Origin of the sequence: Bradyrhizobium roseum (genome assembly GCF_030413175.1) — a bacterium.
In the GTDB taxonomy this organism is placed as follows: Bacteria; Pseudomonadota; Alphaproteobacteria; order Rhizobiales; family Xanthobacteraceae; genus Bradyrhizobium; species Bradyrhizobium roseum.
This window is the reverse complement of the sequence record NZ_CP129212.1, coordinates 2,195,701-2,222,454: the sequence shown is the minus strand read 5'-3', so window position 1 is coordinate 2,222,454 and position 26,754 is coordinate 2,195,701. Positions and strand designations below refer to the sequence as shown.

General features: G+C 62.3%; 28 protein-coding genes. 12 read left to right on the top strand and 16 right to left on the bottom strand.

What is annotated here, in order from left to right:
- Nucleotide 1 precedes the first annotated feature (1 nt).
- Entirely contained in the window at nt 2–1,459 is a 1,458-nt protein-coding gene (locus QUH67_RS10475; RefSeq protein WP_300946597.1) for an O-antigen ligase family protein, read from the bottom strand.
- A gap of 28 nt (nt 1,460–1,487) precedes the next feature.
- Nucleotides 1,488–2,510, bottom strand: coding sequence for a polysaccharide biosynthesis/export family protein (locus tag QUH67_RS10470; RefSeq protein ID WP_300946596.1), 1,023 nt, complete (start codon nt 2,508–2,510; stop codon nt 1,488–1,490).
- An 811-nt stretch (nt 2,511–3,321) separates the two neighbouring features.
- Between QUH67_RS10470 and QUH67_RS10465 the strand changes: the two genes are divergently transcribed.
- Nucleotides 3,322–3,576: a hypothetical protein gene (locus QUH67_RS10465; RefSeq protein WP_300946595.1), complete on the top strand. Its 255-nt coding sequence runs from the start codon at nt 3,322–3,324 to the stop codon at nt 3,574–3,576.
- A gap of 12 nt (nt 3,577–3,588) precedes the next feature.
- Here the strand turns inward: QUH67_RS10465 and QUH67_RS10460 are convergent, their stop codons facing one another.
- Nucleotides 3,589–4,587, bottom strand: a complete 999-nt coding sequence (locus QUH67_RS10460; protein WP_300946594.1) for a hypothetical protein — start codon at nt 4,585–4,587, stop codon at nt 3,589–3,591.
- A 377-nt stretch (nt 4,588–4,964) separates the two neighbouring features.
- On the opposite strand from QUH67_RS10460, the gene QUH67_RS10455 reads away from it, so the two are divergent.
- A complete protein-coding gene (locus QUH67_RS10455; RefSeq protein WP_300946593.1) occupies nt 4,965–5,252 on the top strand; it encodes a hypothetical protein in 288 nt (95 codons plus the stop codon).
- A gap of 36 nt (nt 5,253–5,288) precedes the next feature.
- On the opposite strand, the gene QUH67_RS10450 is transcribed toward QUH67_RS10455, so the two are convergent.
- Entirely contained in the window at nt 5,289–5,516 is a 228-nt protein-coding gene (locus tag QUH67_RS10450; protein WP_300946592.1) for a hypothetical protein, read from the bottom strand.
- Nucleotides 5,517–5,658: 142 nt separating this feature from the next.
- Between QUH67_RS10450 and QUH67_RS10445 the strand changes: the two genes are divergently transcribed.
- Complete coding sequence (locus QUH67_RS10445) at nt 5,659–5,868, top strand: hypothetical protein (RefSeq protein ID WP_300946591.1); 210 nt, start codon at nt 5,659–5,661, stop codon at nt 5,866–5,868.
- A gap of 152 nt (nt 5,869–6,020) precedes the next feature.
- On the opposite strand, the gene QUH67_RS10440 is transcribed toward QUH67_RS10445, so the two are convergent.
- A complete protein-coding gene (locus tag QUH67_RS10440) occupies nt 6,021–6,410 on the bottom strand; it encodes a hypothetical protein (protein ID WP_300946590.1) in 390 nt (129 codons plus the stop codon).
- A 427-nt stretch (nt 6,411–6,837) separates the two neighbouring features.
- Nucleotides 6,838–8,208 carry a glycosyltransferase family 87 protein gene (locus QUH67_RS10435; protein ID WP_300946589.1) on the bottom strand — a complete coding sequence of 457 codons (1,371 nt, stop codon included), beginning with the start codon at nt 8,206–8,208 and terminating at the stop codon, nt 6,838–6,840.
- Between the two features lie 225 nt (nt 8,209–8,433).
- On the opposite strand from QUH67_RS10435, the gene QUH67_RS10430 reads away from it, so the two are divergent.
- The 3 genes from QUH67_RS10430 (at nt 8,434) to QUH67_RS10420 (ending at nt 11,256) form a co-directional block, all read left to right on the top strand.
- A complete protein-coding gene (locus tag QUH67_RS10430) occupies nt 8,434–9,024 on the top strand; it encodes a hypothetical protein (protein ID WP_300946588.1) in 591 nt (196 codons plus the stop codon).
- Nucleotides 9,025–9,027: 3 nt separating this feature from the next.
- The gene (locus QUH67_RS10425) at nt 9,028–10,128 is read left to right on the top strand and encodes an acyltransferase family protein (protein ID WP_300946587.1); all 1,101 of its coding nucleotides are present in this window, start codon (nt 9,028–9,030) and stop codon (nt 10,126–10,128) included.
- Between the two features lie 162 nt (nt 10,129–10,290).
- Nucleotides 10,291–11,256 (top strand): class I SAM-dependent methyltransferase, encoded by a 966-nt coding sequence (locus QUH67_RS10420; RefSeq protein WP_300946586.1) that lies wholly within the window; start codon nt 10,291–10,293, stop codon nt 11,254–11,256.
- Between the two features lie 22 nt (nt 11,257–11,278).
- On the opposite strand, the gene QUH67_RS10415 is transcribed toward QUH67_RS10420, so the two are convergent.
- The 6 genes from QUH67_RS10415 to QUH67_RS10390 form a co-directional block, all read right to left on the bottom strand.
- On the bottom strand, nt 11,279–11,605 hold the full coding sequence (locus QUH67_RS10415) for a hypothetical protein (protein ID WP_300946585.1): 327 nt from the start codon (nt 11,603–11,605) through the stop codon (nt 11,279–11,281).
- A gap of 90 nt (nt 11,606–11,695) precedes the next feature.
- Entirely contained in the window at nt 11,696–12,139 is a 444-nt protein-coding gene (locus tag QUH67_RS10410; protein ID WP_300946584.1) for a low molecular weight phosphatase family protein, read from the bottom strand.
- 115 nt (nt 12,140–12,254) lie between these two features.
- On the bottom strand, nt 12,255–12,569 hold the full coding sequence (locus QUH67_RS10405; RefSeq protein WP_300946583.1) for a metal-sulfur cluster assembly factor: 315 nt from the start codon (nt 12,567–12,569) through the stop codon (nt 12,255–12,257).
- On the bottom strand, nt 12,566–13,069 hold the full coding sequence (locus QUH67_RS10400; protein WP_300946582.1) for a DUF2249 domain-containing protein: 504 nt from the start codon (nt 13,067–13,069) through the stop codon (nt 12,566–12,568). Before QUH67_RS10400 ends, QUH67_RS10405 begins: the two co-directional genes overlap by 4 nt.
- 22 nt (nt 13,070–13,091) lie before the next feature.
- On the bottom strand, nt 13,092–14,399 hold the full coding sequence (locus QUH67_RS10395; protein ID WP_300946581.1) for a hypothetical protein: 1,308 nt from the start codon (nt 14,397–14,399) through the stop codon (nt 13,092–13,094).
- Nucleotides 14,400–14,438: 39 nt separating this feature from the next.
- Complete coding sequence (locus QUH67_RS10390) at nt 14,439–15,614, bottom strand: NnrS family protein (RefSeq protein ID WP_300946580.1); 1,176 nt, start codon at nt 15,612–15,614, stop codon at nt 14,439–14,441.
- A 316-nt stretch (nt 15,615–15,930) separates the two neighbouring features.
- Between QUH67_RS10390 and QUH67_RS10385 the strand changes: the two genes are divergently transcribed.
- The 4 genes from QUH67_RS10385 to hemN all read left to right on the top strand — a co-directional run bounded on the left by QUH67_RS10385 (nt 15,931) and on the right by hemN (nt 20,308).
- A complete protein-coding gene (locus QUH67_RS10385; RefSeq protein WP_300946579.1) occupies nt 15,931–16,641 on the top strand; it encodes a Crp/Fnr family transcriptional regulator in 711 nt (236 codons plus the stop codon).
- A 167-nt stretch (nt 16,642–16,808) separates the two neighbouring features.
- Complete coding sequence (gene nirK / locus QUH67_RS10380; RefSeq protein WP_300946578.1) at nt 16,809–17,936, top strand: copper-containing nitrite reductase; 1,128 nt, start codon at nt 16,809–16,811, stop codon at nt 17,934–17,936.
- A 64-nt stretch (nt 17,937–18,000) separates the two neighbouring features.
- The gene (locus QUH67_RS10375) at nt 18,001–18,864 is read left to right on the top strand and encodes an SUMF1/EgtB/PvdO family nonheme iron enzyme (RefSeq protein ID WP_300946577.1); all 864 of its coding nucleotides are present in this window, start codon (nt 18,001–18,003) and stop codon (nt 18,862–18,864) included.
- Nucleotides 18,865–18,955: 91 nt separating this feature from the next.
- Nucleotides 18,956–20,308: an oxygen-independent coproporphyrinogen III oxidase gene (hemN, locus tag QUH67_RS10370; protein ID WP_300946576.1), complete on the top strand. Its 1,353-nt coding sequence runs from the start codon at nt 18,956–18,958 to the stop codon at nt 20,306–20,308.
- Between the two features lie 12 nt (nt 20,309–20,320).
- On the opposite strand, the gene acdA is transcribed toward hemN, so the two are convergent.
- A complete protein-coding gene (gene acdA / locus QUH67_RS10365) occupies nt 20,321–21,532 on the bottom strand; it encodes a 3-sulfinopropanoyl-CoA desulfinase (protein WP_300946575.1) in 1,212 nt (403 codons plus the stop codon).
- A gap of 168 nt (nt 21,533–21,700) precedes the next feature.
- On the opposite strand from acdA, the gene QUH67_RS10360 reads away from it, so the two are divergent.
- Nucleotides 21,701–22,543 carry a nitroreductase family protein gene (locus tag QUH67_RS10360; protein ID WP_300946574.1) on the top strand — a complete coding sequence of 281 codons (843 nt, stop codon included), beginning with the start codon at nt 21,701–21,703 and terminating at the stop codon, nt 22,541–22,543.
- A gap of 26 nt (nt 22,544–22,569) precedes the next feature.
- Here QUH67_RS10360 and QUH67_RS10355 read toward each other — a convergent pair whose 3' ends face one another.
- Nucleotides 22,570–23,667, bottom strand: a complete 1,098-nt coding sequence (locus tag QUH67_RS10355) for a YeiH family protein (RefSeq protein WP_300946573.1) — start codon at nt 23,665–23,667, stop codon at nt 22,570–22,572.
- Between the two features lie 51 nt (nt 23,668–23,718).
- Here QUH67_RS10355 and QUH67_RS10350 point away from each other — a divergent pair, with 51 nt between their 5' ends.
- On the top strand, nt 23,719–24,627 hold the full coding sequence (locus tag QUH67_RS10350; protein WP_300946572.1) for a LysR family transcriptional regulator: 909 nt from the start codon (nt 23,719–23,721) through the stop codon (nt 24,625–24,627).
- Here QUH67_RS10350 and QUH67_RS10345 read toward each other — a convergent pair.
- Both QUH67_RS10345 and QUH67_RS10340 read right to left on the bottom strand, forming a co-directional pair.
- Nucleotides 24,624–24,923, bottom strand: a complete 300-nt coding sequence (locus tag QUH67_RS10345; RefSeq protein WP_300946571.1) for a hypothetical protein — start codon at nt 24,921–24,923, stop codon at nt 24,624–24,626. The genes QUH67_RS10350 and QUH67_RS10345 overlap by 4 nt on opposite strands.
- A gap of 100 nt (nt 24,924–25,023) precedes the next feature.
- Complete coding sequence (locus QUH67_RS10340; RefSeq protein ID WP_300946570.1) at nt 25,024–26,748, bottom strand: sulfatase-like hydrolase/transferase; 1,725 nt, start codon at nt 26,746–26,748, stop codon at nt 25,024–25,026.
- Nucleotides 26,749–26,754 lie beyond the last annotated feature (6 nt).

Here is a 26,754-nt window from a genome sequence, read left to right as displayed (position 1 = left end):
CTCACACTTTCGCGCTCAGCTCACCTGCCGCCTCGACGGCCGTTGAGCCATCCTGCCCCGCTGCTGCGGACGGCTTTCTCCTGCGGCTGGAACGATCAGCCGCGGCATCTGCCAAACCGCAGCCAATCAGAATACCAAAGGGAATGGAGTAGCCCGGTATCTGGAGGGAAAAGTCGATCAACGAATGAAGGTACGTCAACACGGCGATGCCGGTGATCGCGGCAAGCGATACCCGATGGCGCTGATCCGCCTTGGGCGCGCGTCGCACCAAAACGAAAATCGAAGCCAGCGCGGCCAGCGCGACGATTCCCGCAACCGGGAGCCCCATCTCGAGGGCGATCTCCAAGATCGTGGAATGTGCGTAATCCCAAACACCCCAGCTACTGAGATCCGCGGTGCGAAGCGACGGAAACAGTATTTCGAAGCTGCCCGCCCCGGTGCCAAGCCAGGGTCGGCGTCCGATCGCTTCGGCCACAAGTCCGTAGACCTGCCATCGTCCGTCGTCGATGACACCTTCGCTTGCGATCCGGCCCATTTGCGTGAGCCAGAGCGCAACGGCAATCAGCGCGCCGATGCCCAGGACAATTGCGTAGCCGGTTCGGCGCCTGAACCTGTTGATCTCCAGAACGCCCAGCGCAACCAGCAAACCAACCGACGACGAGATCAAGCCTCCGCGCGAGTTGGTCAGCAGCAGCGCAAAGAAACAGGTAAGCGCGGCGGACGCCCGGAGTATGAGGCTGATCGCGGCCCGCTCATTGAGCGAGTTGAGCAGCAATACCCGAAATGAAGACTTCTCGATCGATTGCAGGGCCGAGTAAGTCCAGCACGACCAGAGAATCGCCCCGCAGCCGAAGAAGGCTGCAGCGGTGTTCTTGTTGACGAAGGTCCCGGTGAGGCTGCCGCGATACGCGACCTTGGGGGCCCACAACAGCAGGTTCGGCGTGATAGCCAGCGCCGCCAAACCATACAGCGCATAGATCAGTATGGCCGTTCTGGCCGCGAAAATGACGCGGCTGACGCCGCGTTGGGAGGTACCCACGAAAAAGCCGCTCAGGAAAGCCGTTACCGTCAGCAGGAAATGCCCGATCGCCAAGGACGGAATTTCGGCCGTGCTGGAGATTCGGGGCGCTACATGCGTGCCAAGGACGCCGTTTGCCCGCTGCCAGATCGGATCGTCCAGGCTCGCAAGCGACTGCGGAACGACCTGGATCGCCGCAACGATTGCGTAGAGCAGGCATACGCTCAAGAAGGCCCACACGATCCGGGCCTGAACAATATTGAGGGAGACGGACACACCGAGGATCGTCGTGATCGACAGCACGACGATCCAGACTGAAACCCAGAATTGATCGACCGAGCCGAAGAACAACGGCGCCAAGGCCAGCACGGAGGCGGTTGCCCACAGCTGGATCGACCTGAGCCTCTCAGTCGCACCCGCAAATCGCTGGATGCGCGTCATCACGCCGCTTGCGCGGTAGGACCTGTGCCTACCACCTCGTCTTGACGGCCGTATTCACGGCGGTGGCCGTAGCCGCAGTATTCCCTACCGTCGACGCGGTATTGTTGATCAGCGTCAGGAGCTTGTAGTAGTCGACCACCTTGGCGTTGGCCACGAACATCACGTCCTTGGTCTGCATCTGGAAGCCGGCCGCCAGCAGGTAGCCCGAGGGATCGCGCAGATTGATGTGATAGATCGTCGGTATCCGATCGTAGGTGAACCTGGTGGTGTCGACGCCCATCTTCTGCAGGAGATCCCTGCTCTGATAGCGATAGACGAACACCTCGGCCGGATCGGACTGGTTGTCGTTCAATCCGCCCGCCTTTCCGATGGCCTGCGCCAGCGTCAAGGTCTCGGTGTCGAACGGGATTTCCGAGTTGAAGCCGAAGACGTTCTGGTTCAGCGCTCCGAGCGCCGTGAATGACGGCGATTCTCGGGTAAGGAAAATGACGTCGTTCGGCCGGATGAAGATATTCTCGCGCGGATCGTGCACGACGCGGGCGAGGTTCACCTTCACCTTCCGGCCGTCGCGTTGCAGCGTCACGTAGCTTTCGATCGCTTCGTATTTCGGACCGCCGGCGCGCGCCACGAGCGCGAGCAGTCGCTCGCCAACGCTGTTGAGCGCAAGCACGCCGGGCGTGTTGACGTCGCCCAGAACGCTGACCACGCTGGAGTGCTGCTGGTTCAGGCTGACGACGACCTGAGGCTCGATGGCGCGATTGCGCAGCCTCGCCACGATAGCCTGCTGAATGTCCGGCAGCGTACGACCGGCAGACGGAATCTCGCCGGCATAGGGAACGTAGATGTTGCCCTTCTGATCAATCGCTTGCGCCGGCAGATCGACGAAGTTGCCGGGACGCGCGCCTGCGGCGGTCGCCGGCGTGAAGAGACCGCCGGGAGCGGCTTCGAAGATCGAGACGTTCAACACGTCACCAACACCAGCGACCTGCTCCGGCTTGGGCCGCTTGTCGGGAAATTGGCCCTGGAAGGTGATCAGATTCGGTTGGGACAAGAAGCCGATCGTATCCGCGCTGACGTCGACCAGTGCATAAGGCAAAGCGGTGGTCGACCTCAAACCTGCAGTTGCAGAGGCTTGAATAGCGTCGCTCTTGGGCCCGGTGGCGGGCAACGCCGCGCAGGCCGACAACAAGGCTCCAATGGCCATGACGGCAAGGCCGGAACGGAGCGCCCTAAACGACAAACGGCCGGACGGCGTGGCCGGAAGGAATCGCCTGCGATCGGCGGACCGGACCAGCGCTTCAACAAAATTCGCGGTAGTCATGATGCTCTAATCCGGCCTTTTATTGTGCAATCTTCGAGCCGCCGTTGGCGGCTTTTCCGACACCAATCGGCCGGAAACGGCAATCGCATCCCTATCCGCAGGAACCCTATAGCGCGACCTCCCTGCATCAAAGAGGTCAACGGCCTGCCAACAGGCGTTTTGCAACACCCGTTGCAATTGAGCCACAGGGCTCCAAGCGCAAAATTTAGCCCCATGAACTGGTTCAGTTTCACGTGTTCGCCCTTGGGTAAACACATGTTCTTCGAAGTATGGGCGACATTTTTTCGCCGCCAATAACCTTGCCGGATCGCAAGTCCGAGCCGCCTTCAGTCCGGGATCGAGCGGGCCGGCAAATGCCCGATGCAATGTGGCAGCCGATTTTGCAAACGTGGCATGATCGATTCTACCTGCTGATTCGTTGTGTTGTTGGGTCTGCGTTTTGAGCACGAAGGCGAGCAAAAGATACTCGCGGGAACAGTTTTAGGCGTTTCTTCCGCGCGGCGACCCGAAAATAGCGACCTGTCGAGAAGAGGACACCGGTATGCTTGGATATACCGCCGTCGGTCTCTGCGTAGTGGGATTTGTGGTTGGGCTGACGCTCCGTTTCAGAGCACTGATGCTACTGGTGGGACTGGTTTTGATCGCGGCAATCGTTTATTCGATCGACGCGGGCTTCGGCTTTTTTGGCACGCTCCTGAACATCATGACCGGAGAAGCCCTCCTGCAGGTCGGCTACTTCGCAGGGGTGGCGGCGCGTACGTATTTCTCGAGAAATAGACTGTGGTCCACGCTCTGATTCGCCGAGAGATCAGGGCTTTTGGCACTCCGAATAGAACGAGCCGTTCATCGCATCCGTCCGCTCGAGACATTGCGCCGCGTCGGTTATTTTACCTTCCACCGTGAAATCATAAGGCTGGTCTTTCAACACGAGAACGTAGCGCCCGGGAGACAGTTCGAAATCAGGATTCTCGGACTGAACGAGCAGCATCTCGGGATTTTCCGGAACGGGGCGCACCCTCAACTCGTGCGAGATGTTGCGAATGTTCCACGAGTCCGGAACCGATGTGAAATTCGGCTTGCCCTTCGAATCGAATTTCAAAGCGCGGACGACGCGGGCGACGACCCTGACATCGATTCGTTCGGGCGCATTGCCGACGAGGTCACGCCTGAACAGAATAAATCTGACCCTGCCGTCGGCGATCCTGGTGCGACTCGGCTCGCCGATCGGCGTCGACATCGCAATCCGCTTATCCGGTGCCCGCTCCATCACCAGCGAAAGCTCACTCAGCGTGTCGCCATTGAGGGCGTAGACACCGTAATTGCCTGGCTTCGGCAGACCGGGGGGCTTGGGTGCTGCGGGGGCCGGCGCTTCGCTCGCCGGGGGCGGCGCAACATCGCGCACCTCGCCGGGCCTCGCGGAAAGTCCAGCCTGTCCAGACAGCCGAGCGAGCGGCTCGTGGTAATAGCTCAGGCCAAGCGCGGCGCCTGTGAACAGGACCGCAACCGTGGACAGAACCAGGGGCACCCGGGAGGAACTGCGAACCTCAACAACTTGAATCTCGGAGGTCGGGTAGGCCTCGTTCGGAACGAGAAAATCCCGCGATCTGGCATCGATCGGTTCGAAGCGGGACACGGCCGTGGGACCGTGGCGCGGCTGGCCTGTGTCGAAATCCGGGGATGGTGGTGAAAGCCTTTCGATGCCGCCGCGGCGCTGCGAGAAGTTCTCGACGCCCGTTATGGCTGTTTCGAGCGAATTCAGAAGGCGCTCGCGCTCGGACGTATCGAGCCGCGCCGTATCGGCATCCATGCGGGCGCGGGCGAGACCGTAGATCGCCATTCGCATCTGTGCGGGATCCTGATTCACCGCATTGATCATTCGCTGCAGCGTCAGGGCGTATTCGATCTCCTGCGCATAGGGCACAGGCGCCTGGTCCTGCTCGACCTTCGGGAGCTCGCCCGTCATGACCGCATAACTGCCCTTCGCGAAAAACAATAACAAATGCAATTACTTCAGCAACAGAGCCGTTCCCGAAATTGCCCGCGTATTGTTTGACCGATACAGGCGAACGGAGGCTGTTGGGGAAGCCGCTCCATTCGGTTGCCTCAACCGCTTGGCGAGAACTTCAGTTACAGTCTATTGTATTCACGGATAGAATAGTCGTCGTTTTTGGAGAAGGACAGGGTATGCCGCACGCAACCAGGATCGCGCTCGCCGGAATCGCCTTAATGCTCGCGGGCGCATTTGCCCCCGCCCCGGCCCAGGGTCGGCAATACCCGCTCACACGTTGCGGCCCGGATCTCGCTTATCTGTGCCCGTTGCGTGGTCAGTTTGCCGATGTGCCGTTCCATTATGACCTGGCTGTCCACCCCGGCTGCATCAAGACGATCGTTGTCGACACGCCGCAGGGGCCGAAACGTCGCAAGTCCATCGTCTGCGGAGCGCCCGAGCGAGAGATGATCTGGTGGTGGTGAGACGTCGTCCCGGGCGTTCAAGGACCAACGACGACGCTATTTGCCCTGTGCTCTGACTCTGCCGACGTTTGCGGTCGCAGGTTGCGTCGGCATGCTTCTCACCTGACCAATGTTTTGCGGTCCCTGGTTGACGCCACGAGACGAATAGCTGCCACCGTCGCGAACCAGATTGCCGTACATGTCTCGTTGGGTGGAAACGCCGGATTGGCCCAGCGCCGAGCCGGCGCCGGCCAGCAGGAATAAAATGACAATAGTTGTTTTCATGATAACCCCAAGGTCAGGTTCACAAGATTAGCAGGATCGCGAGGCCGACGCGACCGGTTCCTGTCGCGACTTTAAGTCCCGTGCGAGGACCTGCCTGCCCCTCTCTCTTAACCTGCGGCCAGCACCGGATGTGGAGCGCTGAATGGAATGGGTTCTCTTCGTTTCCTTGCAATGGGTGGTGTCAGGAAGCCCGACTCCGCCCAACACTCTGCTCATCGATTCCTTCGCATCCGAGCACCTTTGCAAGAAGGCGGCTGATGCCATCAAAGCCGAAATGGAGGTTCCGGTTGCCGGGCAGCAGCGCGTGGCGACGATGGGACGCGTGACGTGTCTGCTCCGGAAGGAAAAGTAGCCCGGGGTCGGCGCGCGGGTGACGACTTCACAGACGGCCAGCGACTTTCATTTTAAATCGTGATGCACTTCGCGTCATGATCGCATCTTGTGTTTGAGCATGATCTCCGCGCTTGTCGCGAGGGAAAACCAGATTCCACTCGGACGACCCGCCTAGGAAGTCCGATCCATTATGCTCTTACGCAAGCCTTGGATAATGTGCACCGCAAGCCTGTTTTCAATCTCGGCTTCGGGCCTTTCGTCTTCTCGCTGCTCCGGGCGTTGTGCAATCAGCGCCTCGCTGGAGGACGGTTCGCCCGCATATGGGATCCCGCCATCGACGTCTGGTTCGATACGGGATTGAGTTTCGACACCGGATTGATCGTCATCGAACTGATGATGATCGGAAGACGGATCGGCGGAACCGGCCTTTCCTGCAGCGAGAAGACGTTCCAGTGTCGCGAAGTTCTCGAGTGGACGGCTGTCTTGCGCATCAAGCGCATTGAGCAGCTTAAGCAACTCACCAAGTTCCACACTCACCGAATTTTCCGATTCCGACGCCATCAACAACCTCGCGCCTGCAAAATCTGAGAAACGCAAAACGGTTTTGCCAAGCGAACACAGGAACTAAACTGATAAAATCGTAGCCCACCCACCCGACGTGATCAAGGAACGGAAGGTGCCCCCCGCGACCGGGCTGGGGTTGACGTAAATGCCGGTTCGTCCGTGCCGCCCCCTTCGCCGCAGCGTTCCGATCGCCCACTTCGAAGCATCGGCCCGCCGCCCGCTCTGTTCAGACAAGTCCAGCGATGGTATCTAAATACCAAAATCGGCTTGAACAAGCGGCGGCGCCCGCCGAGGGTCTCGGGCGGCGAGCCCGCCACTTGTAAGCAAAACCGTCCCCACAACTTCCGGAAGCCATTTCAGGGCCATTTGAGGCCATCAGGATGCGCCAGCAGAGGACTATCGCCCTGCCCCCGCACGCGAGAACCTAGCCCGTCGCGACGCCGCGCCGGGCTTGGCGGCTGGCGGACCTGTAGAGCAAAGCGCTCGAAACGACGGCACAAATCATGGCGACGGTTCCGTTTTGAATGCCCGCCAGATGACCGAGGCCGTGCAGCTGCGACCAGCGGTAGGTGTCTGTCAGACGGATGCTGATCGGGAGCGCCAGCGAATAGAGCGCCACACACCAGATCGCGGTTGCGACAAGCCATCCCGCTCGATCCCGGCCATTCGACGCCATCAAGTACGCGCCCAGCGCCCCGGGAAGTAGCAGATAGATGTAGTTGCCATAGTATGTCGGACCGCACGCCATGATCGCGGCGATCACGATGCCGGCTGCCAGCATCTCATGTACCGGCTTGAGGCAATTTGCACGCGACAGCATGATCACCGATCGGGCGGTGAGAACGAGCGCTACCAATGCCACGGCAAAAACCGGGATCATAAGAAACGGCACCGCGCCCTGGCAATTGGCGAGGGGAACGCCGTACTCGGTCGCGTTGCAAACTCGCGCAAAGAACGCATAGAAGGCCTGATTGTCGAACCGCGCAATCTCCGGAACCGATGTGTACCATGCGGCGCTCGCGCGCCACTTCAGGAATGCATCGATCGCCTCGGTGCCGAACAGAGCGAAACTGAGCGCGAAGATCGAGCCGCCCGCGATCAGCGTATACACCGCTTCCTTGTATCTGCGCGTCACCAGCTGATGGACAACCACGATGCCGAGGAACGGCTTGATGTTCATCATGATCGACCACGCGACGGCGGTGGCAAACGGCCGCTGCGAGGTGGAGAAGCGCAGGCCGAGAACGAGGAGAAGCAAGATGGTGAAGTCCGCCTGGCCGTGAAACACCTCGCTCCGCGTGAGATGACTGACCGAGATCACGCCGCAAATCAGCGCGACGGCACCCCAGGACAGCTTCTCGCCAAAACCTCGCATCATGATGATGAGGGTTGCGATGAGCTGAACGAATGTGAGTGCCGACCACACCGCCCACCATTTTCCGTCGGAGAAGAACGGAAACAGCAGCGTAAGAAGCTCGGCAAACAAGGGTGGATAAGCGAACGGATGCGCATGTACATCGCCGTATGGATGCAATCCAGCCGCGATATTCTTGAGCGCTGAAAGGTAGACGGAGATGTCGGTCCCCACCGGCCAGGTCGGGTCCAGATAGATTTTCCGCCCCATCAGGGCAATTCCGAGCGCCATCAGCGAAAGCCCGATGGGCAGGTACCAGCCGTCCCGCGAACGCGGCAGCGACACCGCGCGCGCCCCCATGCTTTTCTCTACCAATGGAAACTCCCAAAAGTTCCCCTGCAGAGGCAAAGGGCGAGCGTTCGCAATATGACTATCTTCCAATCAGCCACTTCTAGCGCGCCAGGGGGCGTATGCAACGGGAGTATCCGAACGCAGTTAAGATCGATCGGGCGCCGGGGAACGACGGTCCGGATTGCCCCGCCCGGGAGCATGAGTTCGAACACAGCCACTTCGCTCCGGAACAGCTCGCGAAATGGTTAACCTGACCGGTCCGCGATACGGCAAAAATCGCTTGCGCGTGTCGTCAGGTTACGGAAACATCAGCCATTGCCGATGTTTTTCTCCACCTGCGGTGGTGCAATGTTAGTCTGGATTTTGATTGCAGCGTGTTGGGCCGGGTTGCTTTCGCTCATTTTGCATGACGTGACCAAGGACGCCGCTGGTCACAGTGCCGTTTCGGTTGCATCACGAAACGCCCTGTTCACTGCCGCGAAGGTATGGAGGAGGCTGCGCAAGCTCACGCGTTACACGGCCTCTCTCAAGGCAAGCCCCAAGCCCAGCACCGAGCCCAGCCCCTCCAAAGCTCCCGCACAAATCGCCCTCGAAACTGTCCCCTCGCAGGAGGCAGAGCTTTCCAAGAAAACGTGGTGGCGCAGGGACCAGCGCGCGCAGATCACCTCTGCAGAACTGGAATTGACGATCACCGAGACGATCAGAAAGACGGCGCCGGGATGTGGCAGCTTTGTCGGGGTGATCGTTCATCACAAGAAGCCGAAACAATACCGCGATCCGAACTGGGGCGTTCGCGGCGTGAAATTTGGAAAGGCCGACAGGCGGATCGTCGAAGAGACACTCTCCCGCACCGTTAAACAATTGCAGAAGGAATTTCGCCTGGCTGATACTCAGTTGCGGAACTAGGACTTGTCGAGCAGTACAGTTCCGTACGCGGTGAAAAGCGCTCGCATCCGCGGTTTCGATGGCCTCAGGGCTCTGGCGTTTCTGCTCGTCTTCATCAGCCACAAAGCTCCCTCGCCGGTCCGCGATCGATACGGGACGGCCGGCGTCTGGATATTCTTCGTGCTCAGCGGCTTCCTGATCACGCGGATATTGGCTGACGCGCGCGGAGGAATCGACGCCGGGGAAAGCAGTTTCCGCTCCAGCCTCGCCCGGTTTTACGCCAGGCGAACCGCGCGAATTTTTCCGGTATACTACGTGTTCCTCGCCGTCGTGACGGTGGCGGGCCTCTGGAATCTGGTCGAAACCGGCAGCGCCGCGCGCCAGTTGTCCAACTGGCTATACTTGTCGAATATCTATATCGGGCTGCATGGCTGGGAGACGCGGCTGGGACACTTGTGGAGTCTGGCCGTCGAGGAGCAATTCTATCTTCTGTTTGCTCCGCTCGCGCTGGTCTGCCCGCTGCGCCGATTGCATGTCGTATGCTTGTCGATCATCGGCGCCAGTCTGGCGGCACATGCCTACTTGCTGTTCACGGGGGCTTCAGACGCGAGATTCGACACCGACTCCCTCGTCAACTTCGGCTTGATGGCCATCGGCGGTCTGGCCGGGCTGTGGGCAGACCGCCCCCTGCCCCGGCTCCTGAGAGGAGACGGACCTCTCGTGGTCACGCTGGCGCTCATCCTCGCGATGCCCGTGTTGTTCAGTTCGACCGCGGCCTGGATTCACTTCGCGCGATCGACGTGCGTGCTCAACGGGCTGCTGCTGGTGCAAATCTATCAACTGCAGAATGGGCGCTTCACCAGGCTTCTTGATCTTTATCCCATCCGGCAATTGGGCATCATCAGCTATGCCGCATACCTTTTTCATCCGTTGATCAATCTGTCGGAATTGGCAAATGATCTCGGTTACCCGGTCCATTCTCACCGCTCATGGACCATGCTGGCCGACCTTGCTGCGACCATCGTGCTAGCTCTCGCCTCGTGGCGAATGCTCGAACAACCCGTGCGGAAGTGGCTGGTGGCCCTATCGGAACAAAGAAATTGCAGCGTCGTTAATAACGGATAGATGCGTCTTAATGCCTCACGAGATCGCACATCAATCTCAGGGCCTCGCGTTTGACTCGAACCTCAAAAACTGAAACGAATTCATATATTTGCTGAAGCGACATTGACCAGAAGGAATTCGCCGCGCGCTTCTCTCAAGAAGCGGCGCGCACCGGAGAAACGATTGCCGTTTCCAATAGAAATCCTGCGCTGTCCTCAGACCAAGTCCACCCTGAAATGGGACGGCGCGCAACTCATCTCGGCGGACGGGGCTTCGTCCTATCCCGTGATCGACGATATCGCACATTTCCTGGACGACCAATCGAACCCAAGCCAAACGCGCAGCTTCTATGAAAAGGAAGGCTGGAAGCGCGCCGCCGACGGCCTGTTTGGCGACACCCGCGCGTTCATGGACACACGGAAGGTACCGCTCGCTTTCTCCCGCAAATGCATCCGAAGGCTCAACACCCACTTCCGCCACGGCGGACGCTTTCTCCTCGACGCGGGTAGCGGACCGATCGCGCACGATGAATATCTGGAATTCGGTACGCATTTCGACCAGCGAGTCTGTGTCGACCTCTCCGCCGATGCGCTGCGGGTGGCGCGCAGCAAGCTGGGGACGCGCGGGGTGTATCTTCAGGCGGACCTCACAAGCCTGCCGATCCAGACAGGATCCGTCGATGCCGTCACCTGCAACCACGTGATTTACCAGATCCCGGCGGACCAGCAGGCCGCCGTCTTCAAGGAACTCTGGCGCGTTCTGAAGCCCGGCGGGGTTGCCGTCATCGTGTACTGGTGGCGCGATACGCCGCTGCAATGGCGTCTGGAGCGGTTGGTCCGAATGTTTGCCGGGCGAATCAAACCCGATGAAAGTGACAAGCCGTCTGCTGTCGTCTCGACGCCGAGCCATTTTCCGCATTCGCTGCAATGGTTCGAGACGCAGGACTGGCCGTTTCGCTATCAGATCGAGCCATTTCGCGTGATCGGCAATCCCTTCATGCGCTCCTATGTCAGCGATCGCTGGACCGGGAAGCTCTTCCTCGAAGGTGTCTACGCGCTGCAACAGATCGCGCCATCTTACTGCGGACGCTACGGGCAGATGCCGGCGATCGTTCTTCGAAAGGACGATGCAACTGCCCGCGAAGGCTGAGCGTTCGCGCGGCAGGCCAAACTCAGCGCGCTCGCCCGACGGTCGTGTCCGAGGGCGCGTCGGGTCCGCGGCTGCGATGCGCCGGACCGCTGAGGCCGATGCAGGTGCTGGTCCCGTCGGTCTCACGAGCCGCGGTGCTGCATGGCACGGCAGGCACCATTTTGGTCGAGCCGTCAGCGGCTTCTTTGGCCACCCCACCGTAAGATTGCGGGTTCAATGGGCTGCCGGGCTCGGGCGCGACGCCGCCGGCGGAAACCCTTGCATCGGACGGAGGGGCCGCAACAGTTTGGGCCGAGACGTTTGAGATCAGAAGCAGGCTCAGCAATGCCGCAGATGTCACGATACGCATGGTCGGGGGGTCTCCTCGCGCTAATCATTGAGAACAGCTCGCGCGCGAATAGGTTCCAGCCCCAAGCCCGGCGAGCTCAGCCGACCTGCTTTACCGATTGTCGTCCTGACAGTCTTTGATCAGTTCACGGACGAGCTGATCGATCTTTGCGATCGCATCGGCCGGCTCGGCCACATCGATGTCGTCGACATGCCAATATGACGTTCTGTTCTCCCACTCTGGAAACCTCTGCGCGAGAAAGAGGCGATGCTCGGCCTCCTTCAGTGCAATGACGCGATCGGCCGCCTCCAGATCGTCGATCGTGCAGACGACCGGAAACCGCTCGGCTGGCGAGATGCTGCGGTCGTTCAGTGCCTGGAGCGCAAATGTCGAGATCGCACCGACGTTATCAGGCGATGGCTCCGTGGCGAGACCCCGTGAAGACGCCCGCCAGTTCAGCCCTGCAATGCGCGCTTCGTGATTGAACATCTCTTCCGCGAAGCGGCTTCGATAGTAATTTCCCGTACACAAGAACAGAACCTGGCGAAGCTTCATGCACGATCTCGTGAAATGGCCGGACGCCCGGCGAATGGGATAGCTTATACGCTTGCCGGTGCACTCGCGCAAAGGCGACCGCACGCCGTGTTCAGCGGGCCAGCCATACAGCCTGCTAGTTGACGGCGGCGAAGCCGAGCGAAGCCCGCACGATCGGCTCGATGCGCGCCGGCGCCCAGGGCGGATCGAACGTCATCACGACGTCGACGTCACGGACGCCCGGCACCCGCGCCGCGGCATTCGCGACGCCCTCCTTGAGGAAGCGGATGGCCGGGCATCCCGGGGTGGTCGCGGTCATGATGATGCGTGCGGCGCCAGCATCGACCGAGATATGATAGACGAAGCCGAGATCGACGATGTTGTGACCAAGCTCGGGATCGATCACGACGCGCAGCGCATTCCGGATGCGGTCGACGAGCGTGTCCGTCATGACGGCGCCCTGACGGTCAGTTCGTAAGTGGCCCCGTCCGGCGAGAAGCCGCCGAGCCAACGATAGCCGCGTTTTTCCAGTTGCGGAAACAGGAAGACGGGCTCGCGTCGCAGCAGGGCCGACAGGGTTGCGCCCGGCGCCAGTTTTTCGGCGGCGCCGAGAATGCGCACCATCGGCTCCGGAGGATCGAGGTCGCGGTTGTCGAGCCTGACGCTCGGTTCCGGCCAGGCGTCGAACGCCGCCTTGCCGGGGGCAGATGCAGTCGGTTTTGCTCCCGTCGGGGTGAACAGCACCTCCCATTCCCCGGCATCGAGCGCCTGCTCGGAATGTGCAAATCCCCTATCCGCCATGACGGCGAACAGCGGAACGGGCTTGAAGGGGACGTAGAGCCGAAGCCCCTGCCCGGCTTCGAGCCGTGCGAGCGCAGCCATGATGACCGAGAACGGCTCGCCACCTGCGCGCAGGATGGGACGCACGTCGACATCGATGTATTCGGTCATTCCTTTTCCTTCCGCTTCACGTTCAGTTCCTGGCACACAGCAGATGCGGCGCGCATGCGCCGTCCGGAAAGCGCAGCGGGCGCGCGACATCTGCAAGACGCCTGATACGGATCACTTCCCGCGCGATGCCGACGAGGCCGACGACCATCATCGCCGCGGCCGCGCGGAATGCCGAGGGATGGCCAGCCAGCAACGTCACCGTGCCGAACCAGACGGCGACGTGGTAGATCACGAACCACTTCGATGCCCGCGTCTCGGAAACGAGATCCTGAACGCGAGGAGTCGGAACCCGCCCCATCACGGGACCATAGGTTTCGAGCCAGGTCAGGAATGCCACGATCTTGTAAAGTTGCGCGAGCACGAGGCCCGACAGCCAGCCGAAGATGGCGAGAAAGGCGAAGGCGCCGAGATGGTCGACGAAATCGCCGGTCAGGATCAGCGCCAAGCCGAGCAGCGCCGCGCCTGCGAGGCTGGCAAAGGACAGCACCGCCATCCGCGTGTTGAGCTCGAGCTGCCGCCGCTGGCGGGTGCCGAAGATCTCGATCACGTCGCGTCCGTAGAGAGCGATCGCCGCCAGGCCGAAAGCGCCCGTGACCGGCAACACGACGTTCAATCCGGCCGTCAGCCAGATCGCGAACACGCCGCCGGCGACCGCAACCGCAATGGCGAGCGCGCCGGCCACCAATGTCATGTTGCTCTTGCGATCGTCGACATCGGGCGAGAGCATGAACATGGACAGCAGCCGGTAGCTCACCCCCATCGCCGTCAAGGTAAGCCAGCCGCCGAGCCCGGCGATCGCGTGCAGCGGCACGCCGGACGCCAAGAGCTTTTCGCCGATCGATCCTCCCCACCCCGCATGCGCCAACGCAAATATCGCACCGAAGGCTACGGTGGCGCACAGCGAGGCAAGCCCTGCCAGGACGAAGCGGACCGGGCCCGCTGGCCGCAGCCATGCCGTCAGGCCGAGATCGACGACGACCAGCCCGAATCCGGCGACGAGCAGCACCGCGCCCAGCGGAAGCAGCCAGAGCCAGGCGGGAAGCCGGCCGCCCAACCCGAGAAAGCCCGCGAGCAGTGCGACGAGCCCGGCGGTCAAGAGGCCGAGCGCCGGCAGGGCCCACTGCTCCGCAAACAGCGGCTTTGCCACCAGCACCGGTACGAACTGGAACAGCGCGCCGCACATCGCGATGCTGAGCCAGCCGATGCAGACCACGTGGACCACCACGAGCGTATCTGGCGAAGCGAGATGCGCCACCGGATAACCGAGGCCCGCCACCATCAGCGCCAGCGCGACGAACAACCACGCGAGCGCCGCCGCGAAGTAGCTCATCGTCCATCGCGATATGCTGGCGCCGATCATTCTGCCCCCTTAGACCTTGCGCGCGCCGCACAGCAGCGGCGCGTAGAGGAGCGCGAAACCCAGAAACGCCCCCGTCCATGCGGCGCCTGCGATCGTCAGCAGCGGGATCGAATGAGCCGGCTCCAGCGCCGCGCAGACCCGCGCCAGCGCGGCGACGACGATGGATGCGTAGACAAGTTGCGTGGCTATGGACGCCGAGAGCGCCTGGCCGCTGTGGCCTAGCGTGGCGCGGGTCATTACGGCGATCGTCATCGAACCGACCGCGCCGCCGGTCCAGGCATGGATCCCCGCGCTCGGGGCGACAAGGTCCAGCGCCGACAGCGCCGCCAGCAGGAAGCCGGCCGGCACGAAGGCGTACGCCACATGAAGGATCAGCACGAGCCGGTCGGACATGGTCCGATAACCGGCCCAGCGCGCCAGACGGACGAGATGGAGCAGACCGCCAACACCAAGCGCGCCCGCGACCCAACGGCCTGAAGGCGCGATCGCCCATGCGATCATGGCGCAGACGCCCGCGACCATCGCGACCGCATCGAAGCGGTTGAACGGAACGGGCAGCCGTCCAGGTTCGCGGCGCGCCAGCCAGTTTCGCGTAAAGCTCGGCACGATCCGTCCGCCGATCAGACAAACCAGCGTGACCACGAGGCCGACGCCAAGACGCGTGGAATAGTCCGCACCGCCAAAATGCGCCTCGACATGAAACGCGATGTTGGTGGCGGCGAGCAGCGAGATGATGCCGACCACTGTCAGGTTGTTCCACTTGCGCCCGGCGACGATTTCGCGCGCGGCCGCGGCGGTCAGCAGCAACAGAAAGGCGGCGTCGATCGCCAGCGCGAGCTGCCAGCCGATCGAGCCGGAGAACGTGACGGCCAGTCTCCCGGCAAGCCAGGCGGCGAACAGGACCGCGAGCGGGCCGCCCTGGATCGGAAGCCGGCCGGTCCAGTTCGGCACCGCCGTCAGAAGAAAGCCGGCGATCACCGCGGCTACATAGCCGAACAGCATTTCGTGCGCGTGCCAGTCTCGCGGCGTGAAGGCGGTCGGCAGCGAGACATCGCCGGCGAATGTCGCAAGCCACAGCGGAACCATGGCGCCGGCATAGACGGCGCCGAACAGGAAGAACGGCCGAAAACCGTGGGAGAACAGCGCCGGTCCCCGATAGGCCCTCAATTTCTGCATCGTCGCCATGAGCGATCCTCGTTCATTCGTCGCAATCCTAGGCCGATCCGTCCGCCGCTCTTTGTCGGGGCGCAAACTGCACCATGGTTCGGCGGCGTGTTTGATCCGAAACAATGATCGCCCTGCCTGGCACCCGCATTATGCGGAACAACATCGACCTGCTTGGCCTTGCCGACCTGCGAACCGAAGGCGCCGGCGATCCTGTCAAGTATTGCGCCAGCGCAACCTCGCGCCAGAAATCTGGGCTAAGAGATGTCCCGGACGGTCGTTGAGGGCCGCTTCGGCCGCGGATATCATCCGCCGCAGATTGGAACGGGGTGTATCGATGGCCGCGGTCGACCGTTCGTTGGTCGCAAACCTGCCGATGTTCGCTGGCCTTGCGCCGGCCGAACAGGACGAACTCTTGCGGGAAGCGCGCTCGATTCGATACCCGAAGGGCACCGCGGTCTTCGATCAGGGCATGGAAGCCGACCGCTTCTATCTTCTGCTGCACGGCCATCTTCGCGTCGAGAAGACCACGTCGCAGGGGCAGCAATCCGTGGTCCGCTACGTTTCGGCCGGCGAACTGTTCGGCGTCGCGCCAGCGATGAACCTGGCGCATTATCCGGCAACAGCAGTCGCCGCCGTCGATAGCGTCGCACTGGCTTGGCCGTCGTCTTCCTGGAATCGCCTGATCGCCAAATATCCGACGCTGGCCTCGAGCGCGCTCCATACCGTCGGCAGCCGCCTGCAAGACACCCAGGCCCGCGTGCTGGAGATGTCGAACGAACAGGTCGAGCAACGCGTGGCGCATGCGTTGCTGCGACTGGCCAAGCAGGCCGGCAAGAAAGTCGATGCCGGCGTCGAGATCGATTTTCCGATCAGCCGGCAGGACGTCGCCGAGATGACGGGAACGACATTGCATACCGTCAGCCGGATTCTCAGCGCGTGGGAGCAGCAGGGACTGGTGGAAGGAGGCCGGCAGCGAATCGTGCTGCGCGACGCGCACCGGCTTTATGATCTCGCCGAAGGCGAAGCCGCGAAGGCACGCAAGTAGACACCCCAGGCCAATGCCTTCGCCCTGTCTTTGCGCTCGCGCAAACTACCGAACCTCTCCGCCTGATTGATAACGCGCCCTTCCTTGTTCCAGCGCAAAGAGATTTGCCGCCACATCGCGCATTCTTGCTCCATCGAATTGGTAAACAAGAAGCGATGGAGCGCATCATGCTGACGAGAAGGACTGCTTTAATGGGTGCCGCCGTCGCGGCGCTGATGATGAACGCACCGGCGGTAGCGGGAGCAGCGGACGATCTGAAACTGCCGCGCCAGAAAGTCGAACTGGTCGCCCCGCCCTTCGTCCATGCCCACGAGCAGGCGGCCAAGTCCGGCCCGAAGATCGTCGAATTCAAATTGACGATCCAGGAGAAGGAAGTCGTCATCGATGCGGCGGGCACGAAATTCCATGCGATGACGTTCGATGGATCGATGCCTGGTCCGATGATGGTAGTCCACGAGGGCGACTACATGGAGCTCACGCTGGTGAACCCCGCGACCAACAGCATGCCGCACAACATCGACCTGCATTCGGCGACCGGCGCGCTCGGTGGCGGCGCGTTGACCCACGTCAATCCCGGCGAACAGGTTGTGCTGCGCTGGAAAGCCACGCGGCCCGGCGTCTTCGTCTATCACTGCGCGCCGGAGGGCATGATCGCCTGGCACGTCGTCTCCGGCATGCACGGCACCGTGATGGTATTGCCGCGCGATGGCCTGAAGGATGCCGAAGGCAAGGCGCTGCACTACGACAAGATCTACTACATCGGCGAGAACGACCTTTATGTGCCGAAGGACGAGAACGGCAAGTACAAGACCTATGAAACCGTCGGCGAATCCTTTGCCGACACGACCGAGGTCATGCGCAAGCTGATTCCCACGCACGTGGTGTTCAACGGAAGCGTCGGATCGCTCACCGGCAAGAACGCGATGACCGCGAAGGTCGGCGAGACCGTGATGCTGGTGCATTCGCAGGCCAACCGCGACACCCGGCCCCATCTGATCGGCGGGCACGGCGACTACGTTTGGGAGGCCGGCAAGTTCAGCAACCCGCCGCAGAAAGACCTTGAGACCTGGTTCATTCGCGGCGGTTCGGCCGGTGCGGCCCTCTACACTTTCCGCGAACCCGGCATCTACGCCTACGTCAACCACAACCTGATCGAGGCGCTCGAGCTGGGCGCCGCCGCCCACATCAAGGTAGAGGGCAAGTGGAACGACGATCTGATGAAACAGGTCACCCCTCCCGGCCCGATCCCGCCTGATAAGGTCGGCGCCGTTCCACCGGCGGTCATCACCCGCTAGGTGGAGCAAAAAGGACGGCCCACGGTTTATCCCGGTGGGCCGTCGCACCGAGAGGAGGCAAGCCGTGCTCGTCCTGATAAAAATCAAGATCGCGATGCTCGCGGGCGCGCTCGCCGCCCCGATCCTGGCGACAGCGCTGGCGCCCACACCTCCCCGCGACCAGGATGGAGCCTTGCTCCGCGCGTCCTCTTCCTTCAGCTATCGGACCGCCGGTGATTTCTCGCGAGATGGCCGACCCGTCGAAGGCCCGCTGCGCAACCTGCGCCTTCCAGGCGATGTCCTCGTCATGAAGCGGCAGGTCACGGCCGCCGAATACGTCCGCTGCATCGACGAGGGCGCCTGCCCGCGTGTCGCGGCTGCCGCAGGCCCACAGAACGTTCCCATCGTCGGCGTCAGTTGGCACGATGCCACGGCCTATGCTGCGTGGCAGTCGCGTAAAACGGGCATTGCCTATCGCCTGCCGACCGACGAGGAGTGGATATTTGCGGCGGCTGAAAAGGCGCGTGACGAGGCGCTGCCGCTCGTCGACCCCTCCGATCCGGCGCAGGCCTGGATCGCCCGCTACGAGGTCGAATCCGCTCGCTCCCGGCCGGCCGCGGTTGCCGCCCAGCCCGGCGGTACCTTCGGCACCAACAGCAACGGACTGGATGACCTCGCCGGCAACGTCTGGGAGTGGACGAACAGCTGCTTCCTGCGCGTTTCGCTCGACGGCAAGCGCGAACAGATCACCAACACCAATTGCGGCGTCCGCGTCGTGGAGGGCGCTCACCGTGCCTACATGACCGACTTCATCCGCGACCCGCGCTCCGGCGGCTGCGCGGCCGGCATCCCCCCGGCCAATCTGGGCTTCAGGCTCGTCGCCGACCCCGCCCGATCGGTCGCTACATCCGCCCTCCGGAACGTGACAAACCTGCTGCGGCGGAGCTAGCCGCGCCGGCGATTACCGGCGGGTTGAGCCAGCTCAAAGTTCCCTTCGTCCGGGTCCGGTATTGAATCGGGAGGTGGAAGGAGAACAGCAGATGCGATCGGACCTGGCGCAATCCTACGGGCAGGACAGGCTGCCGCGCTATACCAGCTATCCCACGGCCCCGCATTTTTCGCCTGCCATCGGCGAAGAGCAGTATCGGAAGTGGCTGAAGGCGGTGCCCAAACAACAGCCGGCCTCGATCTATTTGCACGTGCCGTTCTGCCGGTCGATGTGCTGGTACTGCGGATGTCATACCTCGATCACCAAGCGCGACGATCCGATCGCGACCTACGCGGCGGGCCTGCGTACCGAAGCACGTCTTGTCGCCGAGACGATTGGCCAGCGCCTGCCGGTTTCTCACGTCCACTTCGGCGGCGGGACGCCGACGGTCATGCTACCCGAGACGTTCGTCGACCTCGTCGGCGCGCTGCGCTATTCGTTCTTCGTCATTCCCGATGCTGAAATCGCGGTCGAGATCGACCCGCGGACGCTGACGGAGCCGATGGTCGACGCGCTCGGCTATTGCGGCGTCAACCGCGCCAGCCTGGGCATCCAGAGTTTCGACCCGGCCGTGCAGCGCGCCATCAACCGGATGCAGAGTTTTGAACAGACCGCGCTTTCGGTCGAACGTTTGCGCCGGGCGGGCGTCAACCGGATCAATTTCGACCTGCTCTACGGGCTGCCACTGCAGACGGTGGAGTCGTGCCTCGACACCGTCGCCAAATGCGTCGAACTCCGGCCGGACCGCTTTTCGGTGTTCGGCTATGCCCACGTTCCCTCGTTCAAGAAGCACCAACGCAAGATCACCGAGGACGCCCTGCCCCACAGCATCGAGCGGCATCGGCAGTCCGAGACCATCGCAGAAGCCCTGGTGGACGCCGGCTACGTCCGCATCGGCCTCGATCATTTCGCTCTGCCCGGCGATAGCCTCGCGATTGCGCGGCAGGACGGCCGGCTGAAGCGTAACTTTCAGGGCTATACCGACGATTCCGCCGACGCGCTGATTGGCCTCGGCGCCAGCGCCATCGGCCGCATGCCGCAGGGATTCGTGCAAAACGTGGTTTCGACGCGCGATTATCTCACGCGCATCGCCGAGGACCGGCTCGCCACCGCCAAGGGATATGCCTTCACGACGGAGGACCGCTTCCGTGCCGATATCATCGAGCGGATCATGTGCGATCTGGCTGTCGACCTGCCCGGGGTTTCGCGCGCCCACGGCCGGGACCATCGTTCCGCGATCGTCGACCGGACGCGGATCGACAGCCTGATCGCCGACGGCGCGGTGACACTGATCGAAGACCGGCTTTCGATCCGCGACGGCGCGGAATTCCTGGTGCGCAGTGTCGCATCGGCATTCGATGCCCATCTCGCGCATTCCACCGCCACGCATAGCCGCGCGGTGTGATCCGCGGCAAAGCTACTTTGCCGCGAGCAACGGCGCCTGGACCGCCTCCATGTACCCGTTGCGGGTCTGCGGAATCTTGGTGTCGAGAATTCTCGACGCCACCAATGTCCGCAGCACCTGTGCCGTACCGCCGGCAATCGTGAACATGCGGGCATCCCGGACCATGCGTTCGAGCGGGTAATCCCGCGAGTAACCCCTGGCGCCGAACAGCTGGAGCGCCTGGTTGGTGACCGTGTTGGCGGTTTCGGACGCGATGATCTTGGCCTGCGCCGCCAAAAGCGGATCCGGAAACGGATTGGCGCTGAGCGCGGCTTGATGCAGTGACAGCCGCGCGGCGTTGAGCGCCACCGCCATGTCGGCCAGCATCCATTGCAGGCCCTGGAATTCGGCGATCGGCCGCCCGAACTGCTTTCGCTCCTTCACGAAGGCCAGGGCCTTTTCGTAAGCGCCCTGCGCCAGCCCGAGCGCGACCGTTCCGGCACCCACCCGCTGGCTGTTATAGGCGTCGATCAGGTCGGCAAAACCGCGCCGCAAGCCGCGCGGCGGCAGCACCAGCATGTCCTCTGATATTTCCAGGTTCTCGAAGATGATCTCGGTCTCGGGAATGCCGCGCAGGCCCATGGCAGGCTCGCGCTTTCCGATCACCAGACCGGGCGCACCCCGGACCGCGAGGAAGCCGCCGATCCCTTGCTCGTGGCCGCGCTCGTCGAAGACGCGGGCGAAGATCAGATGGAGTTTTGAGACCCCGCCGCCCGTGATCCAGTGCTTCCTGCCGCGGATGACATAGGTGTTGCCGTGCTTGTCGGCGCGCGTCGTCATCTCGGTCGCCGCCGATCCCGCTTCCGGCTCGGTGATGCAGATCGCAGGCTTGTCTCCGGAAAGCACGAGTTCGGCACCGAGCCGCTTCTGCTTCTCGGTGCCGTACTGCATGACCGCGGAGATCGCGCCCATGTTGGCCTCGACGGTGATGCGTCCCGTTGCGCCGCATACCCGCGCCATTTCCTCGATGATCAGGGCAGCCTCGAAATAGCTTCCTCCCCTGCCGCCATAGGATGTCGGGATCGTGTACCCCATGAAGCCCGCGGCCTTCAGCGCCGCGACGTTGTCGAAAGGATAGGCTTCGGTGCGGTCGATCTCGGCGGCTTTGGCAGCGAATTGGGATTCAGCAAGTTCGCGCGCGGCGCTGCGGAGCTTCTGTTGCTCGGGCGACAGGTTCATATCCATGGAATTATCCTCCCGACGGACGCATCGTGGTTTTCGATCATTCGGCTCCGAAGCGCACCAAAACGCAACCGAATATTTTGCAAGGTCTGCGGCGCAGCATACCCCTTCCCAGCTTTGCTTGTTTGCGCGAACCTGACATGAAGCAGCAACGCCCTGGAGACTTTCGAGATGTCCGATTCAAGAACCCCGTTTGTCGATCGCTTCGGCCCCGATGCCGCGGATGTGGAATTTGGCGACGATGGTCCGTCCGTCCTGAAGCAACTGGCGGCGCGCGGCTCGGTACGAAAATTCCGGCCAGATGCCGTTCCATATCCGACCCTGCGGCGGCTATGTGCGCTGGCGCTGAGCGCCCCGACCAAGAGCGACCTGCAACAGCGCGACATCATCATTGTCGACGCACCCGGCCTCAAGTCTGAGATCGGCGCGATGCTGGCGGACGGGCCGCTGGGCCAGAAGTGGACGACGGACATTCCGAGCCTCCTCATCTTCTGCGGCAACAATCGAAGGCAACGCCGAATCCACGCATTGCGCGAAAGACCTTTCGTTAACGATCACCTCGACGCCTTCTTCAACCCCGCCGTCGATGCGGGGATCGCCCTGTCCGCGTTCGTGATCGCTGCCGAGGCTGAAGGTCTCGGGGTCTGTCCGATCAGCGCGGTGCGCAATCATTCCGCCAAGTTGTCACAACTCCTGAAACTGCCCGATTATGTTTTCCCGGTCGCCGGCCTCGCCGTGGGATATCCGGCCGAGGCGCCGACAATCAGCATGCGACTGCCGCTGTCGGTGACGGTGCATCGAAACGCCTTTCAGGAAGACGGCCTCGATGAGGCCATCGCGGCCTATGACAGGCGCCGCGAAGAAGCGCAGCCCTATGCGGCGCAACGCGGTGTCAAACAATTCGGCCTGTCTGAAACCTATGGCTGGTCGGAGGACAAGGCGCGGCAATATGCGCAGCCGGAGCGCGCGGATTTCGGCGCCTACGTGAGGCGGATCGGCTTCAAGCTGGAATGACCAAGTCGTCCGGTGATCCGCCGACGTCAATGGAACAGGTGTATCAGGCCAATGCTGATCGCAAGCAGGAGCATCAGCGACAACGTCACGGCCGCAGTCACCCTGCCGCCGACATTGGCGAGAACCCGCACGTCGACGCCAAGCCCCAGCGCCGCCATCGACACCACCGTGAGAAAGCCGGTGATTTCCGTCAGCGGGCCGACAACCGTGACCGGCACGACCTCGAGCGAGCGCAGCGCTGAAAGCGCGAGAAAGCCGAGGATGAACCATGGCACGAGCCGGAAGAAACCGGCCGTTTGCGTGCCCCGCGCGCCTCCATTCAGGCGCGGGGCCAAGAGGGAAAATCCCACCACGATCGGCCCCAGCATCAATACGCGCATCAGTTTCACCAGCGTGCCGATCTGCGTACTCACCAATCCCGCCGGCACGGTGGCGGCAAGCACCTGCGGGACGGCGTAGACGGTTAGTCCCGCAAGAATGCCGTATTGCGTCGCGGACAGCTGCAACAGCGGGATGAGCAGCGGCAACCCCAGCACCATCACCACGCCGAGAATCGCCGTAAACGAGATCGAGGACGCGATTTCATCGCGGCTGGCGCCGATGACAGGTGCTACCGCGGCAATCGCCGAATTGCCGCAGATGGAGTTGCCGCAGGCGATCAGGATCGACAGCCGTGTCGGCAGGCCGAGCATGCGGCTGATGCCGAAGCTGAGTGCCAGGGTTGCGATGACGGTCGCGGCAATCGCGCCAAGCAGGGCCGCGCCGGACGCCGCGACCGCGGCAAAGCTGATCGATGCCCCGAGCAGCATCACTGCGACTTCAAGCAGTTGCTTGGCACTGAAGGCGATGCCGGCCTGCCAGCGCTCGGGGGGATTCCAGAAGCTGCGCACGGCCATGCCGAGCAGGATCGCCAGCACCAGCGCTTCCACATAGGGGTGTTCAAACAGACGCCGTTCCGCGGCTTCGAAGCCGGCCGAGACGCCGGCGACCATGATGCAGAGCAGGACTCCGGGAATGAGCGACGCGAGACGGGCCGCCCAAGGCGCCCGTCCGCGGCCGGATGCGGAAGATTCTTCGTCTGACGGCACAAAATCCCCCTGCAGATAGAACGATTTATGCGCCATAACGCGATAGTTAGGTAATATGTTTTCGATCTGGCCCGATAAAGGGAAGTTATGTCCTTAAACCTGCATCTGCTGCGCCTGTTCACGACCGTGGTGAGAACCGGGAGCTTTTCGCGCGCAGCCGAGGCGCTCCATATCAGCCAGCCCGCGATCTCCAAGGGGGTCCGGGATTTCGAGCTTCAGGTCGGCTGCCGCCTGCTCGACCGGTCGCCGAAAGGCGTGCGCCCGACGCGAGAGGGAAAAGCGCTGGTGCGGCACGCAGAGACGCTGTTCGCAGCGGAGCGCGCGGCGGAGGACGAGTTATTGTCCTTGCGCAGTCTCGACAGCGGATCGCTGCGCATCGGCGCATCCACCACGATCGCGACCTACATGATATCGGACTATCTCGGGACGTTTCATCGAAACTATCCCGGGATCGACCTCCACCTCGTCATCGCCAACACCAGGGACATCGCCGACCTGATGCTGGCGCATGATATCGAGGTCGCACTGGTCGAGGGACCGGTCGAGGACGACGAACTCGAAAGTCATGCCTGGCGAGCCGACGCGATGAGCCTGATCGTCGATCCGCAGCATCGGTTTGCGGCGGCGGAGCGCGGGATCACAAGCGCGGCGCTGTGCGATGAGGTCCTGATCGTGCGCGAGCCCGGGTCAGGATCGCGCGAGGTGGTGGCGCAGGCGCTGCTTGCCGCAGGCATCGAACCCCATCGCACGCTGGAAATCGGCAGCACCGAGGCGATCAAGCAGGCGGTAGCCGCCGGCCTCGGCGTCGCGATCGTCTCCAGCGCCACGATTGCCGATCAAGTGACGCTCGGCCGGCTCAAGGTGGTGCCGATCCGCGACCTGCAGATCGAACGCACGCTGTGGCAATTGACGGCGCCGGGCCGAATGGAGATTCCAGCGGCCACCGCGTTCGAGCGGCTGATCTGGCAGGACAAGCGCGTTGCGGAGTTGGCCTAAAAGATCGCTGCCTTGACGAGCGACGCGACGCGGGTGAACTCGTCAAAGACGCCCGGCTCGAAGAAGGCCGCGCGGGCGAGCACAATGGCCGCCACCAGCGACCAGAACAGGCCCGTGCCGGTCCACAACAGATATCTTGACGTGCGGGAGCGCGGTCCCGCGTCCCCTTCGGGCGCCAGGCGCTCGCCAAACGGCTCGTATCTCAAGCGGTCCATTGCGCGGCCAATCTGTTGACTTGCAGGACAAATGTCGTCGTTTCCGGCCGCCGGAGCAATGGAAGCGATTTGCTTTTTCAACCCAGCGAATGGAAGCCTATTTCCGCAAGGAGCGATGATGGAGCGGCTTTGTTCTTTGCCGGTGTTTCCGCGTTGCAGGCGCCCGTAAGCACAGGCTCCCTTACAGCCCCTTGATCAGTCCGGCATCGATCAAAAGCCGGTTCAGGCGGCGGGCCTGTTCCCCTCCTTCACAACCGTAAAACAGCCCGCCGCACCGTTGCAGGATCACCTTCTGTTCCGCGAAATCTGCGCGAAGCGGAATTCCAGCCGCCTGCAGCGCGACCAAGGGCAGGTACGGCGCATCAAGCAGATCGAGCGCCGGCCCGATATCGACCGGCGTAAAGTTCACCGTGTCGAGCGCATAGTATGTCGTCAGATAGCGCTGATCCAGAGCCTTCGCTCGCTTCGCAAGTTCTGCCTTGCCGAGCGACGGATCGATCAGGCGCGGGCCGAACTGAGGCTGATGATCGCCGTAGCGGAGGATGAGGAAGGCTTCTGCTGGAAATTCCAGCGCAAGCCTTTTCAGGAAGGCCCGATATTCCTCCGCTGATATCGCCTGCCGACGGACATACTCTTCCACGTCGGGCGCGTTGCCGAGGTCGTGCCAATCCGGCGTGAGGTTGGCGCGCAGCCGCTCGTCCCACGGAAAATGATTGGCCACCGTATACACATACAGAAACAGCGGCGCCTCGCCGCGCGCCCGCCTGACAAGATCGATTGCACGATCATAGTAGAAACTGTCGGCCTCGAAGGCGCGCGTCCCCAGATCCTTCATGTCGAGATAGTGCGCGATGCCGGTTGTCGTCTGAAACGCGCGGGAGCCCAGAAACGAACCGTAGAACGGGTAGAGACTAAAAGTCTCATATCCGCATTGCTGCAGTACGCGGGGCAAACCTCGATAGACGTGCCCGGGGGCCATCCGCGTGACAGCTGTCGCAAACCGGCCGAATGATCGAACCGAGAGGCCTGTAAGCACGTTGAATTCGGTAAACCAGCTCGGTCCTCCGACACCCTCCACGAGAAGCTTGCGCATCCTGCCGTCGAAAGAGCGGAAATGTTCCTGATACCCGGCCGGCACGTTGACGCCGGTCGCGATGGTGATGTCAAAACTGGATTCATCATGCAGCAGAATGATGTGTGGGGGCTTGCGTGCCGGCTGACAGGCGGACTCGTCTGGCAGCACCTGCTCGCTCGCGCGCGCAGCCGCCGCAAGATATCCGCGCAAAGAGAGTTCGTGAATCGTCTCTACGCCTGTGCGGGCAAATTTCGAGACGTAGCTTCGGCCCTCGAAATCTTCGTTGAGGCCGGTCGGCCAGAACAGCGACACCGCAACCAGCATCGCGCTCGATACAGCGAACGCGGCAAGACCGGGCTGGAGACTCACGCGATGCCGGTCGAGCCGCCAGCCAATGACAATAGCAACGGCCGTCGCTATCGCCGCGAGAACAATCCACCAGCGCAGAGCGGGAAACACCTCGAACAAAAATGCCGTCGTGTCGCGATCCACGATCATCACATCGAGGAAGTCGATCGTCATCCAGAGTTTGTCGAACTTGAAGCGCGACAGCAGTGTCAGCACGATCAGGACTTCGAGCGAGATCAGCGCCGCCACGACCGGCCGTCGCAGCAGCATCAGCCAAAAGCCGTTGAGCATGGTCCAGACGATGAGGAAAACGGCCATGCCCAAGATGCTGATTTCGGTCATGAGCATGAGGATCACCGCGCCCGCATGCAGCGACAGCACGAGGCAGAATGCCGCGGCCCTGCTGTAACGGAGCATGCTGAGCATGCGCACGACCCCGGTTCCGCGCACCTGATGATTATCGCCCTTGGTATCGTCCATCATTGAAGT

Coding starts and splice junctions, on each gene's coding strand:
- QUH67_RS10395 (WP_300946581.1), bottom strand. CDS start 14,399: ATGAGCTACTTCGCGGCGGCGCTCGCGTGGTTGTTCGTCGCGCTGGCG.
- nirK (WP_300946578.1), top strand. CDS start 16,809: ATGCTGACGAGAAGGACTGCTTTAATGGGTGCCGCCGTCGCGGCGCTG.
- QUH67_RS10355 (WP_300946573.1), bottom strand. CDS start 23,667: ATGGCGCATAAATCGTTCTATCTGCAGGGGGATTTTGTGCCGTCAGAC.
- QUH67_RS10465 (WP_300946595.1), top strand. CDS start 3,322: ATGCTTGGATATACCGCCGTCGGTCTCTGCGTAGTGGGATTTGTGGTT.
- QUH67_RS10385 (WP_300946579.1), top strand. CDS start 15,931: ATGGCCGCGGTCGACCGTTCGTTGGTCGCAAACCTGCCGATGTTCGCT.
- QUH67_RS10360 (WP_300946574.1), top strand. CDS start 21,701: ATGTCCGATTCAAGAACCCCGTTTGTCGATCGCTTCGGCCCCGATGCC.
- acdA (WP_300946575.1), bottom strand. CDS start 21,532: ATGGATATGAACCTGTCGCCCGAGCAACAGAAGCTCCGCAGCGCCGCG.
- QUH67_RS10350 (WP_300946572.1), top strand. CDS start 23,719: ATGTCCTTAAACCTGCATCTGCTGCGCCTGTTCACGACCGTGGTGAGA.
- QUH67_RS10460 (WP_300946594.1), bottom strand. CDS start 4,587: ATGGATGCCGATACGGCGCGGCTCGATACGTCCGAGCGCGAGCGCCTT.
- QUH67_RS10415 (WP_300946585.1), bottom strand. CDS start 11,605: ATGCGTATCGTGACATCTGCGGCATTGCTGAGCCTGCTTCTGATCTCA.
- QUH67_RS10400 (WP_300946582.1), bottom strand. CDS start 13,069: ATGACCGAATACATCGATGTCGACGTGCGTCCCATCCTGCGCGCAGGT.
- QUH67_RS10445 (WP_300946591.1), top strand. CDS start 5,659: ATGGAATGGGTTCTCTTCGTTTCCTTGCAATGGGTGGTGTCAGGAAGC.
- QUH67_RS10440 (WP_300946590.1), bottom strand. CDS start 6,410: ATGGCGTCGGAATCGGAAAATTCGGTGAGTGTGGAACTTGGTGAGTTG.
- QUH67_RS10450 (WP_300946592.1), bottom strand. CDS start 5,516: ATGAAAACAACTATTGTCATTTTATTCCTGCTGGCCGGCGCCGGCTCG.
- QUH67_RS10410 (WP_300946584.1), bottom strand. CDS start 12,139: ATGAAGCTTCGCCAGGTTCTGTTCTTGTGTACGGGAAATTACTATCGA.
- QUH67_RS10340 (WP_300946570.1), bottom strand. CDS start 26,748: ATGATGGACGATACCAAGGGCGATAATCATCAGGTGCGCGGAACCGGG.
- QUH67_RS10475 (WP_300946597.1), bottom strand. CDS start 1,459: ATGACGCGCATCCAGCGATTTGCGGGTGCGACTGAGAGGCTCAGGTCG.
- hemN (WP_300946576.1), top strand. CDS start 18,956: ATGCGATCGGACCTGGCGCAATCCTACGGGCAGGACAGGCTGCCGCGC.
- QUH67_RS10405 (WP_300946583.1), bottom strand. CDS start 12,569: ATGACGGACACGCTCGTCGACCGCATCCGGAATGCGCTGCGCGTCGTG.
- QUH67_RS10390 (WP_300946580.1), bottom strand. CDS start 15,614: ATGGCGACGATGCAGAAATTGAGGGCCTATCGGGGACCGGCGCTGTTC.
- QUH67_RS10455 (WP_300946593.1), top strand. CDS start 4,965: ATGCCGCACGCAACCAGGATCGCGCTCGCCGGAATCGCCTTAATGCTC.